We start from the raw sequence: 16,289 nt of genomic DNA, 5'->3' as shown, positions 1-16,289 counted from the left end.
TGGCATTATCTTATAATACAAAGAACTTGCATAATTTGCAACACACGAATGGATATTTTTTCATTAATTTTCATATTATAATTGCATTATTGTCTATTCTGAATCTTTTGTTAATATTTTTTTACTAAAATTAGCCTGCCGAAAATAAAATCACAGATAAAACAAAAGCACTCTTTTTTCTCTAGTGATACTTAATTACTCAGAAGAAAAAGAGTGCTTTTGTAAATTCATAGAAAAATTTAGAAATTTTCCGTCTTATAGATTCTCACTTCTCCAGGATCTTTGCACCTCAGAAGTAAATCTTTCGCTGTAAAAGTATCTAAAATTACACTTTCACTAATTTCAGCCAAGGGGACCAAGACAAAGCGGCGCTCGGCTAAAAAAGGATGCGGTAAAATCAAATCTGCTGTATTTAGTATAATACCGTCGTAACTCAGTAAATCTATATCAATGTTTCTGGGACCCCAATGGATTATTCGCTCACGCCCCATTTGTGCTTCTATTTTCTGGCAAATGGTCAAAATTTTCCGCGGTGATAAACAACTGTCAATTTGAACAACCGCATTCAAAAAAGATGCCTGTTCAACATAACCAACCGGTTCCGTCTCGTACAAGGATGAACTGTGTACAACTGTAACATTGGGATTTTGAGACAAACTGCGAATTGCCAGCTTAATATTTTCTTCTCGATTTCCAATGTTAGAACCCAATCCTAAAAAAATCATTTATTTACGGCTCCGCGTCGTTTCTACTTGAACAAAATCAATTGGGCCTGATATTGGAACAGATGGTTTTCGCACACGTGTTGTCACCGAACGAACCACCGAATAGACTTTTAATATTTCATCATCAATATGCCCTGTTAATGCTTCCAATAATTGAAATCGTTTATTTTCAACTATTTCTTTGACAAACTGATATACCGACGCATAATCTACGGCATCTTTTAAATCATCAGTTAACGAAGCTTTATCGTTTTCTGTCGTCATTTCCACATCAAAATAAAATTTTTGTCCTTGTTCTCTTTCATATTCATATACCCCATGGAACCCATAAAACATAAGATTACTCATTAATATTTTTGTCATTATATTTCACTCCTTATCATTGCATCCATCATCATCAAAGTACGTTTCACAGCTTTGACATCGTGAACTCTATGGATTTGCACACCCTTGATTTTACCAAGCGCCGAAGCAGCAATCGTTCCCTCAAGGCGTTCATTGACAGGTAACTCCAAAACATGTCCAATAAATTTTTTTCGCGAAGCTCCCAGTAATATTGGACAGCCTAAATTTTGGAATTGATCCAGATGACCCATGATTTCAATATTGTCTTCAACTGTTTTAGCAAAACCAATACCAGGATCAATGATTATATTTTCGCCCTTAATTCCTTTTTCTATACCAATTGCAATACTCCTGCTTAAAAATTGCTGGATATCAGCCATTACACCCATTGGATAAGAAATTTCCGTTTTATTATGCATAACAATAACCGGAACATCATATTTTGCCACAACAGAAGACATTAAAACATCTTGTTGCAGTCCCCAAATATCATTGATTATATGCGCCCCCATGGCAAGAGCTGCTTCTGCTACTTCTGCTTTGTAGGTATCAATCGACACAGGTACACTACAATGCGGCAAAATTTTTTGCAAAAAAGGCAAAAGACGGTCCATTTCTTCTGCTGCTGAAATTTTTTGTCCACCATCGTAAGGACGCGTTGATTCAGCACCAATATCAATTATATCAGCTCCATCTGCTTGCATTTTTTCGACATGACGAATCGCTGTATCTAGTTCATTATATGAACCACCATCCGAAAAAGAATCTGGCGTAAGATTCAAAATACCCATGACGAGACTTATCTCACCGTCTAAAACCAGCTGCCGATCTTTCCATGAATAAATACGTTTTGGTAAGGTATTGACATTTTTTAAAATGTTTTCTATTTTTTCACCAATCTGTTTAAGACCCCATGGCTGCATTTTCAATTGAATAAGTGCCTGCTTATACTGCTTTAAAGTTGCCATAATCAGCACGGATGTATACTCCTTGCTTAAATCCGCAGAATGACCAGACACTGCCACATCGCCGCCTTTTCCCAAAAAAGTCTGCTTTAATATATTAGCCGCCTTGCATTTCATTTTTTCAATCTTAATTATTTTAAAAACGGCTTTATCCTGCATAAGTTTTACTCCCGCAGGGTCACAGTCAATCTTTTTCAGCTCAGTAACGGCCTGTTTCAAACTACATATTTCTAAAATATTAATTTGTATATTTTCCACCAATTTCGCTCCCCCTATTGCTACTCAATACACTTTTATTGTATCATAACTAGGATACATAATTAAATCTTTGCAAATCAAATATATTTACGCATATCATTTCCAGGAGGAATTTTAAAATGAAAAAAAGATTAGATCCAAACTCATTCGATTTTCCTGTCGAAAAAATCCGCAGTGGATTCTACAGCGATATTTATTTTTTACGAACACAGGAAATCTTAAATCAAGCCGATCATCACCCTCGTGTTACGGTGCAGATTTTCCAGCGTGATTATGCCACCTTGTGCGGTATAGATGAGGCAATCGCTATCATTAAACGTTGTGCGTATCACCCTGAAAAGCTCACAATCAAAGCCCTGCATGACGGCGATCAAATCGTTCCCTGGGAAACAGTTATGACCATTGAAGGTGATCTTGCTGATTTCTCCCATCTCGAAACAGTTTACCTGGGCACACTAGCCAGGCAAACAAAGGTAGCAACCAATACCAGACGTACCGTCGAGGCAGCTAACGGAAAACCAGTTTTATTTTTTCCATCAAGATTCGATCATTATGCAGTCCAAGAATCAGATGGCTATGCTGCTAAAATTGGTGGCATGAGCGGCATTTCCACACCTGCCAACGCCGTTTCCTGGGGTATCGAAGCAGCCGGAACGATTCCACATTCTCTCATTGCTGCCTGTGGCGGCGATACCTTAAAAGCAACACGTGCTTTTGATAAATATATGGATCCAAATATCAGCCGCGTTGCACTTGTTGACTTTAATAATGACTGTGTCAATACAAGCCTTGCTGTCGCCAGAGAACTAGGCAATAAACTTTATGGCGTGCGTTTAGATACATCCGATAAAATGGTCGATGTTTCCTTGATCGGACAAATGGGACACTTTAAACCAACTGGCGTGAACGAACAACTTGTACGTAATGTTCGTGAAGCACTTGATAAAGAAGGATTTCAACACGTGAAAATCATGGTTTCCGGTGGGTTTAACCCCGAACGGATTCGTATGTTTGAAGAAAAAAATGTACCAGTTGATGTCTATGCTGTCGGCAGCAGTATCTTTGCTACCAGCGTTGACTTTACCGCTGATATTGTTTTAGTCGATGGCAAGCCATGTGCTAAAGCTGGTCGTCATTTTATTTTAAATCCACGATTGGAATTTGTGGAGTAAATTTTCTAAAGGAGGCTCTTATAGATGGAAATTTCTCTTGGTGATATATTTCTGTTTTTTTTAATTGTACTTGTATTTACCTATTCTTTTTGGGATACAATTTTTACAAATTAAGAACAATGTGCCTCAAAAAGCACCGCACCATTTATGGCTACGGTGTTTTTTTGCATAAAAAAAGAGGAGACATCTGTCTCCTCACAACAATCAAAGCACTCGACGTGCCCCAACATAACATGAACTCCAATAGGAACTCGACAAAGAATCAACCGCAACACCACGACTGGAAGATGCATTGATGAAATTTCCATTCCCAAGATATATGCCAACATGGGAAACCCCGTAGTCATATGTAGAAAAAAACACCAAATCTCCTGGTATCAGATCACCATACGAAACTGGACTGCCAACTTCATATTGTGCGTCTGCTGTGCGTGGTAAAGAAATACCGGCATTAGCAAAAACATAACTCACATAGCCCGAACAATCAAAACCATTTGGTGAAGTTCCTCCAAAAACATAAGGAACCCCCACATATTGCAGTGATGATTGAATCACGCGACGTGAAATGTAGTTTGATCCACGGCTGACTTCTGGAATGGAACGCCCCATCAACGCACGATATGTTGAATCTCCGACAAGTCCATCCACAGACAAACCTCTAGATCGCTGAAATTCTTTGATCGCGGCTGCTGTAGCTGGTCCAAAAGCACCATCCGCTACTACATCATAACCTAAATTTGCTAATTCCCCTTGGATTCCTGCTACCTCATCGCCCTGGTCACCAATGCGAAATGCGGATGCATTTGCAATCGAAAACCAGCACACCATCACTAAAGACAGCATTAAAATACGTAACACTTTACTCAAAAGGTCACTCCTCTCTTAATTAGCCTACGAGGTTAGCTGACGGGTTAGGGTAGAGAAGAAGACCACCCTTGCTGTTATATTCATAACTCCTTATGAAAGCAACAAAATTCACCCCAAAACACAAATTGGTTTCCCCGTTCCTGAGTTAGATTCGGCTTATTTATCCTCAGCCTACTCAATTCGACAATAAATACATTTATCCTTCTTTTAAGGATATTTTTTGTATTTCTTCAACTTTTTTCTTACGTATTAAAAATATTCTGTTTTTTATAAAAGCACTTTTGCTTACGTTTCCGGCTTTATCTTAGCAAAACTGCATAAAAAAACTGCCGGAAAATCCGACAGTTTAATTTTTGTTAAGCAAACTATGAGCAATCATTAAGCCGAGTTTTGTTCCGCTTACGCGGCAATAATCATTTATCTAGATCAGCCGTTGCCAACTGATTCAAGCGACACAACCCGGAAGGTTCCGCGGGCAGCATCATCCCTTCCCTATTCGGTCTTGCTCCGTGTGGGGTTTACCTAGCCAGTTAGTCACCTAACTGCTGGTGCGCTCTTACCGCACCTTTCCATCCTTACCTGATAAAATCAGGCGGTTTAAATTTCTATAGCACTTTCCCTAAGGTCACCCTCGCTGGACGTTATCCAGCACATTGCCCTATGGAGCCCGGACTTTCCTCAAATGCCTCGAGGCACTCGCGATTATTTTTCATACTCACAGTCGTTTGATAACTATGTGATTATATCACTCGGCTAAATAGATGTCAAACTAAGTTTCATACTGCTAACATGAAATATTCATAAGGCTTTGCAAACTCTTGACTTTTGCTCCAATATCTTCTGCACCAACAATCGCTGAAACAACTGCCATAGTTTGAGCACCCGCACCACATACCTCTGCAATATTATGCTCTTTTATGCCCCCAATTGCAACAAAAGGAAGTTTCCCCTGAGTCGCTGCATATTTAACAAAATCCAAGCCCACTGGTGCACTGACATTCTTTTTTGTTTGTGTGGCAAAAACAGGACCTACACCTATATAATCAACAAAACCTGATTTTTCAGCCAGATGAAGCTGTGCGAGGCAATGCGTCGACAGCCCCAATATTTTATCTGGTCCAATCAGTTTGCGCACGCTCTGTACGGGTAGATCATCTTGTCCAATATGAACACCATCCGCATCGACGGCCAATGCCAAATCAACAAAATCATCAATAACAAAGGTAACGTTGGCGGCACGTGTCATTTTACGTATGGCAGTGCACTGTTCATACATTTCTCTAGCTGTTTTTTCTTTTTCACGATATTGCAAAAACGTAATACCTGCTTGAATTAGTTGATCTACAACCTCTAAATTACTGCGACCTTTTGACAAAGCTTCATCCGTTAAAGCATAAATCTTTGTTTTTTTGAAATTTTCCATTCCTAAAGAGCGCATACGTATTCCCCCATTATCCAATAACATTATCCAATAACATGTTCCAACACCAAATCCACCTGTTTCGCAGCTGCAATCGTTACGCCGGGTGCCAGCGGCGGAAAATGATCAATGCCGCTGGTAAGGTCTCCCACTATATAAAAATCATTGCGGATTTTATGAGTTTTAATTCGATCACTATTGCCAAAACCTGCTAATCCTGATACCGCTACGACAAAGTCTTTTTTACCCACAAACGTTTCGACAAATAGAGTTTTATATGCCGGTTTATCAAATGCTTCTATTAAAATACTACAACCATGAAATAGCTCGTTAATATTTGCTTCACCCACTTTTTTATTGATAATATTAAGTTCAAGATCTGGATTAATCTTATACAAAAGTTCTGCCAAAGCTTCCACCTTTGCTGTTCCGACTTGTTTAAAAAAATAATTCTGCCTGTTTAAATTACTAGCTTCAATTTCATCCATATCAACGATCGTTATTTTTTTAAAACCCGATCGAACAAGCATATTAGCGCAATTTGAACCAAGTCCGCCAGCTCCGGCAACACCAACCGTAGTCCTTTGAATTTTAACAATTTGTTCAGTCGATAAATATTTTTTTAGGCCTGCTTCAAATGCATTCAATACAATCCCTGCCAATCTTTATAAACTGGTTGATAGCCTTCGCTGTAGAGCATCTGCGCCATATCCTCAATCGACCGCGTATCGGAAATATCAAACTGGCTTGAATCTTCACCTTTTGTATGTCCGCCAACAGCAGTGGTCACACCACCGGAAATTTTTGTCACACCAAGCTTCACCAAATGATCCCGCATCATGCGACTTTCTCTGGATGACAAAGTAATACCGCTACGTGGCATAAATATACGATAAGCCGTAATATACTGAACAAGATTTACATCATTAACAATAACACGCGGTGAAAATCCGGCTGCACAAGGACGCATGCGCGGTGTCGACACTGCAACTTCCACATCTTTATAAGCATGTTGCAAATAATCGGCGTGAACACCTGTAAAAAAAGCCTCTTTACGCCAGTCATTCAGCCCCAAAAGTGCTCCGATATTGACATTGCGCATTCCGGCCCGGCAAGCCCGTTCCGGTGCATCCAGGCGAAATTCGTAAATACTTTTCGGACCAGCCAAATGAAGTTCTTTGTATATCGAGCTGTCGTAAACTTCTTGGAACATTGTCATGCCATCCACACCAGATTGAACGGCTCTTACATATTCTTCTTCCGTCAAGGAATAGATTTCTACACTAATGCTTGTAAAAAATTTTTTAAGGATCTGTACTGCTGCTAAAATATACTCTATGGAACTGTATTTTTGTGACTCTCCCGTAAGAATCAGGATATGCTTGAGTCCCGTTTCCGAAATTTTTTGAGCTTCTGCTTCGACTTCCGCCATGGTAAGTTGTTTTCGTTCCAGCACATTATCATGGTTAAAGCCACAATAAACGCAAAGATTGTCACAATAATTCGCAATATACATCGGTGTAAAAAGCTGCATTACTTTACCAAAATTTTGGATTGTCATTCTCCGAGCACGCTGCGCCATCGCCTCTAAATGACTTTCTGCTGCTGGTGACAATAGCGTTAAATAATCATAACAATTCAATTTTTCTTTCCTTAAAGCAGACAAAACATCCTGATCTTTGATTTTCGAAAAAAACTCCGGCAAATCCAGATCCTTATACTTTTCCATTTCTTGCAAAAAGCTCATTTCAAAGAACCTCCCCATCACGCAAAAAACCAGTAAGCGGTGAAGATGCGGCCGCTCCACTTGGCATAACTCTCCCCAAGCCAGCCAAATAAGCGCTACGTCCCGCCTGTACAGCCAGATTAAAGGCATGAGCCATCGTTGCCGGATCTGTAGCTGTAGCAATTGCCGTATTGACTAAAACGCCTGCAGCTCCCATTTCCATAGCAGCAGCAGCCTCTGACGGTCTGCCAATTCCGGCATCTACAATAATCGGCAGATCAATTTCATCAATCAAGATTCGAAGCAGTTCAATTGTTTGCAAGCCACGGTTACTGCCAATCGGTGCGCCCAGCGGCATTACCGCTGCCGCCCCAGCATCTACCAAACGTTTCGCACTCATTAGATCTGGGCTCATATATGGCAAAACAATAAAACCCTCGTTTGCCAAGATCTCTGTTGCTTTAATTGTTTCTTGATTATCCGGTAAAAGATAGCGATTATCGGAAATAACTTCGATTTTAATCCAATCTCCACACCCCATAGCTCGTGCCATATGAGCAATCCGAACCGCTTCCTCTGCCGTTCTGGCACCTGAAGTATTTGGCATCAAAATACAAGTTTTCGGAATGTAATTTAAAATATTTTCTGCTTCATAAGCACTATCCGCCCGACGCAGCGCCACGGTAACAATCTTGGCAGCCGCTGCTTCTATTGCCCCTGGCATATCTTTATTGGAAGAAAATTTTCCTGTACCAATTAATAACCGACTCTGTAGTTGTGTATTGCCAATCGTAAATAGATCTTCCATTTCAGCCACCCCCTACAAAGGTAACAATTTCCAAGCGATCTTGTGGGCTTAAGATAATTTCATACCAATGTTTGTTTGCAATAATTGTACCATTATGTTCAACCACGACTTTTTTAGGCAAAAAACCTTTTCCCAGCAAAAAATCACCTAAACTCATATTTTCCTGAATGATATTTTCTTTCCCATTTACTACAATCTCCATGTCAACACCAGCTCTCTTCGTATTTTCATGCCGCCTGAACATAGTGAGCAAAAAATAACGCCTATCCATATAGGATAGGCGTATATAATACACATTTGCACTTCCTACGCGGGCATTATCCCGATCAGGTAACAGGTCAGGTGCTTAATAGCCCTTTCTCAGCCCATAACATGAGCTCCCTAGCAATCTATTGTGTTACACAAATTCTCTGTAACAAATTTAGTTTAACTCTTTTTTTCAGCTACGTCAATCATCAAATTACAGTAAAAAAATCCCGACTCGTATCATCGGCAATAATTTCGACCTGACGGCCTTGCTTTTCCATACAAGAACGCAATCGTTCCGCCAAAACTTGTACCACGGGCATCTCTGTGCCAAAATGTCCAGCATCAATAAGGTGAATTCCCTGTTCAACCGCTTTTTGTGCTTCATGATATTTAACATCACCGGTAACAAATACATCCGCACCAGCATAGGCTGCTTTCCCGATAAATTCAGCCCCGCTGCCGCTGCACAGAGCTACTTTCCGAACGACTTTATTGCCACTTTTTACAACGCGTAATTGATTTGTCGACAAAGCATTTTTTACAATTTTAGCAAACTCATCAATGGTAGTGGGTTCGTTTAGTTCACCAATTCGTCCCATACCTTCCAAGTTGCCTTTATTTTTAAGTGAATATACATCATACCCCACCGATTCATAAGGATGTACCTTCAGCATAGCCTTAACAACTTTATTTAAAATTTTAGCTGGCAAAATCGTCTCCAGACGAATTTCATTTACGGTTTCCAAAATACCACAGTTCCCCTTAAACGGCTTTGCCTCCGAAAGCGGCAAAAATTGCCCCACACCAATCACCGAAAAACTACAATGTGAATAATTGCCAATCTGACCTGCCCCAGCATTGCCAATTGCCGTCTGTACAACATCCTTATACTCCATAGGAACAAATACCGCTAGCTTGACAAGTTCTTCTTCATAGCTAATGTCTAATGGCTTCACATTCTTCAAAAGCAAAAGTTCAGCCAAAACATCATTCACACCACCACGGACAGTATCAAGATTCGTATGTGCCGCATATACAGCAATGTCATGTTTCAAAAGTCTGCCAATCATGCGGCCCAAGGGAAGATCCGTTCGCAGATTTTTTATTGGTTTAAAGATTAGTGGATGATGCGCGATAATTAAATCATAGTTTTCCTGCACAGCCCGCTCAATAACCGCTTCACTTACATCGAGACAAACCAATATTCTCTCAATATTTTGTGCCGGACTGCCAATTAATAGCCCAACATTATCCCAGCTTTCAGCAAGAATACGTGGTGCAACCTTATCCATGATATCCATTACAACCTGACATTTTACAGACATTGCATTCGAGCCTCCAATTCTTTTATTTTTTCTAAAACAAAGGAATATTTTTCACTTTGTTTTGCCTGTTCACTGCTTGCCATTCCCGTTAAAACACGTTTGCTTTGAAAAAGCAAATTTTCAATATGCTGACGCAATAAAGTATGATGGCTTTGCCATAGCATTGGACCAATTTCCATTAAAATATCTTCTGGCATTGCGGTATGCCCATGAACAGCATGCATCACTTCATACAAGCGGCCTTCATCAAAAACAAGATCTTCCTCATCGATTTTCCAGCCATTTTGGTAGAGCCAGGAACGCAGAAGTGCTGCTCCATTCATCGGCTGCAAAACCACTCCTTTTAAATCAGCTGTAACACGGGGACATTTGCTTAAAATATCAACCATCAAAGCTCCCCCCATGCCCGCAATCGTCAACACATCAACTTCACCTGGCGACAAAACAGTAATACCATCACCAAAACGAACATCAATCTGTGACGATACTCCCGCCGCTAAAATTGTTTTTTGAGCCACCTGATAAGGTCCCGCATGTATATCACAAGCAAAGGCTTTATCCACAATTTTATTTTCTACCAACGAAATAGGCAAATAAGCGTGATCTGTGCCAATATCTGCCACCACTGAACCTTTGGGAACAAACTTTGCCACCGATAATAAACGCGGTCCTAAATTCATTATACTTCCTCCATTTTTCAAATATAAAAAAATGCAAAGCAGACTCTGCTTTGCATCAAATGTATTACATTGATGGGTAATACCAAAATAAAACTGCTATGAAACCGCTTAATAAGCAGAAATACACGTAGCGAATCTATTACCCAAATTCTTTATAAAATGGTGGGCCCACCTGGGATTGAACCAGGGACCGACCGGTTATGAGCCGGTTGCTCTACCGCTGAGCTATAGGCCCTTAAAAAAATGGCTCCTTGAGTAGGACTCGAACCTACGACCGATCGGTTAACAGCCGATTGCTCTACCAACTGAGCTATCAAGGAATATGCCAACATCAGCTATTATACAAAATGACATTTATCATGTCAAGAAAAATTTGTAAATTTATTCAAGAAAATCCTTTAATTTCTTACTACGACTTGGGTGGCGAAGCTTTCGCAAGGCTTTCGCTTCGATCTGGCGAATACGTTCTCTCGTCACACCAAAATTTTGTCCAACCTCTTCAAGCGTTCTTGCCCGACCATCATCAAGACCAAAGCGCAGGCGAAGCACTTTTTCCTCGCGCGGCGTCAAGGTTTCTAAAACCTCTTCCAATTGTTCCTTCAGTAACATAAAGGAGGCAGCTTCAGCTGGAGCCGGTGCATCCTGATCTTCAATAAAATCACCAAGATGGGAATCTTCTTCTTCACCAATTGGCGTTTCCAGCGATACTGGTTCTTGCGCAATTTTCATAATTTCGCGAACCCGTTCTACTGTAATTTCCATTTCTTTGGCAATTTCTTCTGGAGCGGGTTCTCGGCCAAGTTCTTGTAAAAGCTGGCGGGATACCCGAATCAATTTATTGATTGTTTCAACCATATGCACAGGGATTCGAATCGTTCGCGCTTGATCGGCAATAGCCCTGGTAATGGCCTGACGAATCCACCAAGTTGCATACGTACTGAATTTATAGCCTTTATTATAGTCGAATTTTTCTACAGCCTTAATCAGTCCAAGATTTCCTTCTTGAATTAAATCAAGAAACAACATTCCACGACCAACATACCGTTTTGCAATGCTGACAACCAAACGAAGATTTGCTTCGGCCAGCCTGCGTTTTGCTTCTTCGTCGCCCTCTTCCATGCGTTTCGCTAAAAAGACTTCTTCTTCTGCGGTCAATAAAGGTACACGACCAATTTCCTTTAAATACATACGAACCGGATCATCAATACTGATACCTTCCGGAATGCTTAAATCAATTTCATTTTCATCGCCGTCAGTTTTGTCAAGTCCCTGAACATCCGTATCATCCGTGTGATCTGAATCAGCAATTTCATCGACAATATCGATACCTTTTCCCGTAAAGATCTCATACATATCATCGATTTCTTCTGGCGACAGCTCTTCACTTTGAAAAGCGTCAACAATTTCCGTATACGTAAGAACGGCACCGCGTTTTTTAGCTTTATTCAATAGCTTTTCAATTATTTCTGCACTGTGCGCCGACAAATGTTGTTTCTTTTCAGCCATTTACATACCTCCTTTCCGTATACTTACACTTATTAAATTTTCCCACTGCTTTAAATCATATTTTGTCAATTTCATTTTTTATTCGCTGACTTTCTGCAAGCTCCTGCACAAAGCCCTCATCCCCCATACGTTCTAATTCATCTGCCTTCAAGCGATGTTCTTCATATAATTTCCTTAAATATGCTAAATGAATTGTTTTTATGCAATCATCCAGTAACTGCAGTCTGTCCTCAGACTCCAATTCATCCAGCAGACAATGTGATAGTTCCGCATTGGCTTTTTCACTCAAATGCGAAGATGCTGTAAGATCATTGATTGTCTTCTTATTTTTGTAGCTGTCTGATAAAAATTGTATAATTTCGCGATGCATATCTGTTTGAAACTCATTCACCCTTAGCTGTGCATCCAAATAAGGCAGAATGCTAGTATCCATCCATACCGTATTGATAACATGACGACCAGCTTGAATTACGGCATTATCTACTTTTTTAGCAATCGTACGCATACTCGAATTTAATGGCTTTACCATTCGCGTACGAGCCAATCCTGAAGATTTGTGTATTTCACTGCGAATGGCTCCTTCATCAACACCTATAACTTGTGATATACGGGTAATATATGCATTCAATTCAACTGCATTATTCATCTCCGCCAATATCGGTGTGAGTTTTTCAACCACCGCTACTTTTCCTTCCAGTGTAGAATAGTCATGTTCACTAAAAGCTCGTTTCATTTGATATTCAACCAACGGCAATGCATCTTGAATCAACTTACGAAACTGTGCTGATCCATGTTTACGGATATATTCATCTGGATCTTTTCCATCAGGAATTGAAATAATCCTTACATTTGCACCACTGCCACGAATAATAGAAAGAGCCCGAATCGTTGCATTTTGTCCAGCACTATCACTATCATAAGCAAAACGAATTTCTGGTGCATAACGAAGTATTTTTTTACATTGCTCCAATGTAAATGCTGTACCCAAGGAAGCAACTACATTTTTAATCCCACTATTATGTGCTGTTATAGCATCCATATACCCTTCAACTACAATAACAAAACCGCTTTCTTTAATTGATTTTGCTGCTTGGTCAAGACCAAATAAAAGACGCCTTTTATTAAAAATAAGCGTTTCCGACGAATTTAAATATTTAGGCTGACTATCATCTAATACTCTGCCGCCAAACCCCACAACCCGACTGCGTTCATCGCAGATAGGAATGATAACCCTGTTGCGGAAGCGATCATAGACACCGCCTGATGATCGTTCTGCTGCCAAGCCGGATTCAATTAGCAGTTCATCGCTGATACCTCTTTTTTGAAATGCCTCAGACAATTTGCTCCAAGACTGCGGGGCAAACCCCAATTTGAAATCTGCAATAATTTTCTCATTGATTCCACGCTGTAAAAAATATGTCTTGGCCTGTATACCATATTTCGTTTTTGTCAGGCAGGCATGGAAAAAATCTCGAGCCATTTCATGAACTTTATATAGTTTTGCTATTTCACGTTCTCTGATTACTTCCTGCTCGGTTTTTTCCCGTTGCGGCAATGGTATATTCAGCTTATTTGCTTGGAATTTGATTGCATCAAAATAAGATAAATTCTCAATCATCGAAATAAATTTAAAAACATTTCCGCCTGCATGGCAGCCAAAGCAATAAAAAAAGCCTTTCTCCGGCAGTACAGAAAAAGATGGTGTCTTTTCACTATGAAAAGGACAACAGCCCCAATATCGATTTCCCTTTTTCTTCAAAGCCACATATTCAGAAATTGCTGCTACGATATCAGATTCTGAGCGCACACGTTCAACAAAGTCATCATAAATCATATTGCCTTCCATTAAATTCACCTTTCATTGCGCTCTTCGATTTACTTATATGCTGTGAAAACATTCTTCTATTTCAAACAAAATATAAATACTTAAACCTAAATTCGCTAAGATTTTATATTTTCCTGCTTTTTTCAAACAACTTTCACAACTGCATATCTGTGAGTCTATATTTTTTAACCCAATATCTTGCGATTTCATCTTACTCTTTGTTAAATATATTCAATATAAATCATCAATATCCTTTTTCCCTATTGACATTCTTTTATAATTTTGTTCTCAGCAAAAAAAAAGAACGATTTTTTAGCAAAATCATTCCCCACGATCTTTCAAAACAATCTGTTGTTTTTTATAAACGAATCGAGATTGGCGGCATAAAAATTTCATTAAATAACTGCACCGAATAACTATCTGTAAGGCCTGCTATATAATCAACAACTACAATTTGTTTACCCCAATTCTCTTCGCGATGTAAAAATTCTTTGGGCAAACGATCAAAATGCTTCATAAAATAAAGATAAAGCTGTTCAATGACAAAACCAGCCTGAGCACGCTCTTTGGCCAGAATATTCGAATGATAAATATTTTCAAACATAAAAGCTCGAAAGGTATTCATGACCTCAACGAATTCCGGTGACATAAAAATATCAGCTTGGTCAATCGATGAAACAATCATATCCGATACCATTGCTGTTATCATCTTAGACGGATCGATCCCTAACGTTTTTTTCACAACGGCCGGCAAATCTCCACTTTTCAACATTCCAGCCCGCATCCCATCATCATAATCATGGCATAGATAGGCAATACGATCCGCTGTTTTAACAATACGGCCTTCCAATGTTTTCGGTGTTATTTTCCCTGTGTGATTCACAACCCCATCTTTAACCTGGACGGTAAGATTAAGACCTTTACCATCTCTCTCTAAATATTCAATCACACGCAAACTTTGTTCATTATGCGAAAAATGGCCCACTAAACGCTGCATCGTTTCTTCGCCGGCATGACCAAATGGTGTATGCCCTACATCATGAGCTAAAGCAATCGCTTCCACTAAATCTTCGTTAAGCTGTAAACCTCTGGCAATGGTTCGAGAAATTTGTGATACCTCTAAGCTGTGAGTCATTCGTGTACGATAATGGTCACCTGAAGCTATGTAAACTTGGGTTTTATGTTTCAAACGTCGAAAAGACTTCGCATGTAAAATACGATCACGATCTCGTTGATATTTCGTTCGAAACTGACAGTCAATCTCCAGAGTCACTCGCTTTGCTTCTTTACTCTTACTGGCATAGGGCGATAAAATATCATATTCAAGCTGCTCCGTTCGTTCACGTATATTCAACCTTTACACCTCCAATGTCTTTCTTTCATTATATAACATCTATTCTAAGAAAGAAAATTTTTAGTTCACTGTACCTATATTTTTGAAACCTAGATCTGTTATAATATAATCTGAGATAGAAAGGAGTCAATACATGAAATCAATTAAACTGTTTTTTCTTACCTTTACAATCCTAACATTGATGACGGCGGCAGCTTTTGCCAGCAAACCGACCATCACGTCTGATTCAAATTATCTTGATATTAATACAGGCAGATATATTCTTGAAGGCAATGTCCGCATCGCCACAGATTCTCGTATCATTACAGCCGACAAAGCACAAGTGAATATTTCTTCTTTTGAAGTATGGGGGCAGGGAAACATTACCGTTTTGCAAGATGATATTACCTTTACCGGCGATAGCGTTTACGTCAACGGCAGTAAAAAAGAAGCTTCCATTAAAGGAAATGTTGATCTCGAACGAAGTGGTTTATCGATCACAGCCGATTCTGTAACATATAACTGGGATACAAAAATTGCTGAGTTTTATAATAACGTCAACGTAAATAACAATGGTCAACAATCTTCAGCTACGTATATAAGCTATAACGTAAAAGACAATGCTATTTTATAATATATAAGTTGCCTCTAGCCTATTAGACTGCCATGAATGGGGTATAGGGCATCGTTTGATTCCTACATAACGCCACGGAGCCCTATAATACCCCATTCATGACGATATTTAATGCAACTTAATATAACAGCAAAAAAGGGGCTGTGAAATAATGCCCCTATAAAAACAAAAGAGGATCACTAGCTCGAAAGAGCCGCTGATCCTCTTTTTGTGTTAAAATTTTACATAGCACATGAAAAATTCAAACATACATTATTTTAAAACAAAACAGGCAGTTTTGCCACTGTTTATTTCAGATTATCTGAATATCTGTGATCCCGTGCTGGTTTTTGACCGATTTATGGAGGAAATCGACTTGGAGAAATACCTGAAAAATGTTCCAGCTCACTTTGCTGGACGTATCAGGTATAACCCGACCAGCATGTTGAAAACAATCTTATTCGGATTTATG

The 16,289-nt window shown here is 39.5% G+C and carries 17 protein-coding genes, 2 tRNA genes, 1 other RNA gene and 2 riboswitches; of the genes, 3 read left to right on the top strand and 17 right to left on the bottom strand.

Translation table 11 applies throughout. From position 1 onward, the window contains the following. Positions 1–239 precede the first annotated feature (239 nt). From folK to folP, 3 genes are read right to left on the bottom strand one after another with little or no spacing between them, the layout of a single operon-like run. Positions 240–725: a 2-amino-4-hydroxy-6-hydroxymethyldihydropteridine diphosphokinase gene (gene folK / locus BMY14_RS12060; protein WP_091832109.1), complete on the bottom strand. Its 486-nt coding sequence runs from the start codon at positions 723–725 to the stop codon at positions 240–242. Beyond that, positions 726–1,088 carry a dihydroneopterin aldolase gene (gene folB / locus BMY14_RS12055; protein ID WP_091832106.1) on the bottom strand — a complete coding sequence of 121 codons (363 nt, stop codon included), beginning with the start codon at positions 1,086–1,088 and terminating at the stop codon, positions 726–728. It abuts the gene before it with no gap. Continuing rightward, the gene (gene folP / locus BMY14_RS12050; RefSeq protein ID WP_342741767.1) at positions 1,088–2,293 is read right to left on the bottom strand and encodes a dihydropteroate synthase; all 1,206 of its coding nucleotides are present in this window, start codon (positions 2,291–2,293) and stop codon (positions 1,088–1,090) included. Before folP ends, folB begins: the two co-directional genes overlap by 1 nt. A 119-nt stretch (positions 2,294–2,412) precedes the next feature. Between folP and BMY14_RS12045 the strand changes: the two genes are divergently transcribed. Next, positions 2,413–3,465, top strand: a complete 1,053-nt coding sequence (locus tag BMY14_RS12045) for a nicotinate phosphoribosyltransferase (protein ID WP_091832100.1) — start codon at positions 2,413–2,415, stop codon at positions 3,463–3,465. 204 nt (positions 3,466–3,669) lie between these two features. Here the strand turns inward: BMY14_RS12045 and BMY14_RS12040 are convergent, their stop codons facing one another. From BMY14_RS12040 to BMY14_RS11975, 14 genes are all read right to left on the bottom strand, one after another. Beyond that, the gene (locus BMY14_RS12040; RefSeq protein WP_091832098.1) at positions 3,670–4,332 is read right to left on the bottom strand and encodes a C40 family peptidase; all 663 of its coding nucleotides are present in this window, start codon (positions 4,330–4,332) and stop codon (positions 3,670–3,672) included. Between the two features lie 5 nt (positions 4,333–4,337). Continuing rightward, positions 4,338–4,499: riboswitch (cyclic di-AMP (ydaO/yuaA leader) on the bottom strand. Between the two features lie 197 nt (positions 4,500–4,696). Next, positions 4,697–5,050, bottom strand: an RNA gene (gene rnpB / locus BMY14_RS12035) — RNase P RNA component class A. A 66-nt stretch (positions 5,051–5,116) separates the two neighbouring features. Then, a complete protein-coding gene (thiE, locus tag BMY14_RS12030) occupies positions 5,117–5,770 on the bottom strand; it encodes a thiamine phosphate synthase (RefSeq protein ID WP_091832363.1) in 654 nt (217 codons plus the stop codon). A gap of 26 nt (positions 5,771–5,796) precedes the next feature. Further along, positions 5,797–6,399, bottom strand: coding sequence for a sulfur carrier protein ThiS adenylyltransferase ThiF (thiF, locus tag BMY14_RS12025; RefSeq protein WP_091832095.1), 603 nt, complete (start codon positions 6,397–6,399; stop codon positions 5,797–5,799). After that, complete coding sequence (gene thiH / locus BMY14_RS12020) at positions 6,396–7,499, bottom strand: 2-iminoacetate synthase ThiH (protein WP_091832092.1); 1,104 nt, start codon at positions 7,497–7,499, stop codon at positions 6,396–6,398. The genes thiF and thiH overlap by 4 nt, the downstream gene beginning before the upstream one ends. 1 nt (position 7,500) lies before the next feature. Then, positions 7,501–8,286: a thiazole synthase gene (locus BMY14_RS12015; protein ID WP_091832089.1), complete on the bottom strand. Its 786-nt coding sequence runs from the start codon at positions 8,284–8,286 to the stop codon at positions 7,501–7,503. Between the two features lies 1 nt (position 8,287). Continuing rightward, positions 8,288–8,488, bottom strand: coding sequence for a sulfur carrier protein ThiS (thiS, locus tag BMY14_RS12010; protein ID WP_177177581.1), 201 nt, complete (start codon positions 8,486–8,488; stop codon positions 8,288–8,290). 82 nt (positions 8,489–8,570) lie between these two features. Beyond that, a riboswitch (TPP riboswitch) is annotated at positions 8,571–8,680 on the bottom strand. Positions 8,681–8,741: 61 nt separating this feature from the next. Then, positions 8,742–9,860 carry a Nif3-like dinuclear metal center hexameric protein gene (locus BMY14_RS12005; RefSeq protein WP_091832082.1) on the bottom strand — a complete coding sequence of 373 codons (1,119 nt, stop codon included), beginning with the start codon at positions 9,858–9,860 and terminating at the stop codon, positions 8,742–8,744. Then, positions 9,851–10,540, bottom strand: a complete 690-nt coding sequence (locus tag BMY14_RS12000; RefSeq protein WP_091832079.1) for a tRNA (adenine(22)-N(1))-methyltransferase — start codon at positions 10,538–10,540, stop codon at positions 9,851–9,853. Before BMY14_RS12000 ends, BMY14_RS12005 begins: the two co-directional genes overlap by 10 nt. A gap of 160 nt (positions 10,541–10,700) precedes the next feature. Further along, positions 10,701–10,775, bottom strand: a tRNA-Ile gene (locus tag BMY14_RS11995). A gap of 9 nt (positions 10,776–10,784) precedes the next feature. Beyond that, a tRNA-Asn gene (locus tag BMY14_RS11990) sits at positions 10,785–10,860 on the bottom strand. 61 nt (positions 10,861–10,921) lie between these two features. Further along, the gene (rpoD, locus tag BMY14_RS11985) at positions 10,922–12,046 is read right to left on the bottom strand and encodes an RNA polymerase sigma factor RpoD (protein ID WP_019553224.1); all 1,125 of its coding nucleotides are present in this window, start codon (positions 12,044–12,046) and stop codon (positions 10,922–10,924) included. A gap of 55 nt (positions 12,047–12,101) precedes the next feature. Further along, positions 12,102–13,892, bottom strand: a complete 1,791-nt coding sequence (dnaG, locus tag BMY14_RS11980; protein WP_091832076.1) for a DNA primase — start codon at positions 13,890–13,892, stop codon at positions 12,102–12,104. Positions 13,893–14,229: 337 nt separating this feature from the next. Next, positions 14,230–15,225 carry a deoxyguanosinetriphosphate triphosphohydrolase gene (locus tag BMY14_RS11975; RefSeq protein ID WP_019553226.1) on the bottom strand — a complete coding sequence of 332 codons (996 nt, stop codon included), beginning with the start codon at positions 15,223–15,225 and terminating at the stop codon, positions 14,230–14,232. Positions 15,226–15,358: 133 nt separating this feature from the next. Here BMY14_RS11975 and BMY14_RS11970 point away from each other — a divergent pair, with 133 nt between their 5' ends. Both BMY14_RS11970 and BMY14_RS11965 read left to right on the top strand, forming a co-directional pair. Further along, positions 15,359–15,838 (top strand): LptA/OstA family protein, encoded by a 480-nt coding sequence (locus BMY14_RS11970; RefSeq protein WP_019553227.1) that lies wholly within the window; start codon positions 15,359–15,361, stop codon positions 15,836–15,838. 232 nt (positions 15,839–16,070) lie between these two features. Then, the coding region (locus BMY14_RS11965; RefSeq protein ID WP_483878440.1) for a transposase at positions 16,071–16,289 on the top strand (219 nt) is incomplete at its 3' end.

It is taken from the genome of Propionispira arboris, assembly GCF_900109225.1.
Classification (GTDB): Bacteria; Bacillota; Negativicutes; order Selenomonadales; family Selenomonadaceae; genus Propionispira; species Propionispira arboris.
This window is presented reverse-complemented; position numbering and strand designations above follow the sequence as displayed.

Coding starts and splice junctions, on each gene's coding strand:
- folK (WP_091832109.1), bottom strand. CDS start 725: ATGATTTTTTTAGGATTGGGTTCTAACATTGGAAATCGAGAAGAAAAT.
- folB (WP_091832106.1), bottom strand. CDS start 1,088: ATGACAAAAATATTAATGAGTAATCTTATGTTTTATGGGTTCCATGGG.
- BMY14_RS12045 (WP_091832100.1), top strand. CDS start 2,413: ATGAAAAAAAGATTAGATCCAAACTCATTCGATTTTCCTGTCGAAAAA.
- thiE (WP_091832363.1), bottom strand. CDS start 5,770: ATGCGCTCTTTAGGAATGGAAAATTTCAAAAAAACAAAGATTTATGCT.
- thiH (WP_091832092.1), bottom strand. CDS start 7,499: ATGAGCTTTTTGCAAGAAATGGAAAAGTATAAGGATCTGGATTTGCCG.
- BMY14_RS12015 (WP_091832089.1), bottom strand. CDS start 8,286: ATGGAAGATCTATTTACGATTGGCAATACACAACTACAGAGTCGGTTA.
- thiS (WP_177177581.1), bottom strand. CDS start 8,488: ATGGAGATTGTAGTAAATGGGAAAGAAAATATCATTCAGGAAAATATG.
- BMY14_RS12005 (WP_091832082.1), bottom strand. CDS start 9,860: ATGTCTGTAAAATGTCAGGTTGTAATGGATATCATGGATAAGGTTGCA.
- BMY14_RS12000 (WP_091832079.1), bottom strand. CDS start 10,540: ATGAATTTAGGACCGCGTTTATTATCGGTGGCAAAGTTTGTTCCCAAA.
- rpoD (WP_019553224.1), bottom strand. CDS start 12,046: ATGGCTGAAAAGAAACAACATTTGTCGGCGCACAGTGCAGAAATAATT.
- dnaG (WP_091832076.1), bottom strand. CDS start 13,892: ATGGAAGGCAATATGATTTATGATGACTTTGTTGAACGTGTGCGCTCA.
- BMY14_RS11970 (WP_019553227.1), top strand. CDS start 15,359: ATGAAATCAATTAAACTGTTTTTTCTTACCTTTACAATCCTAACATTG.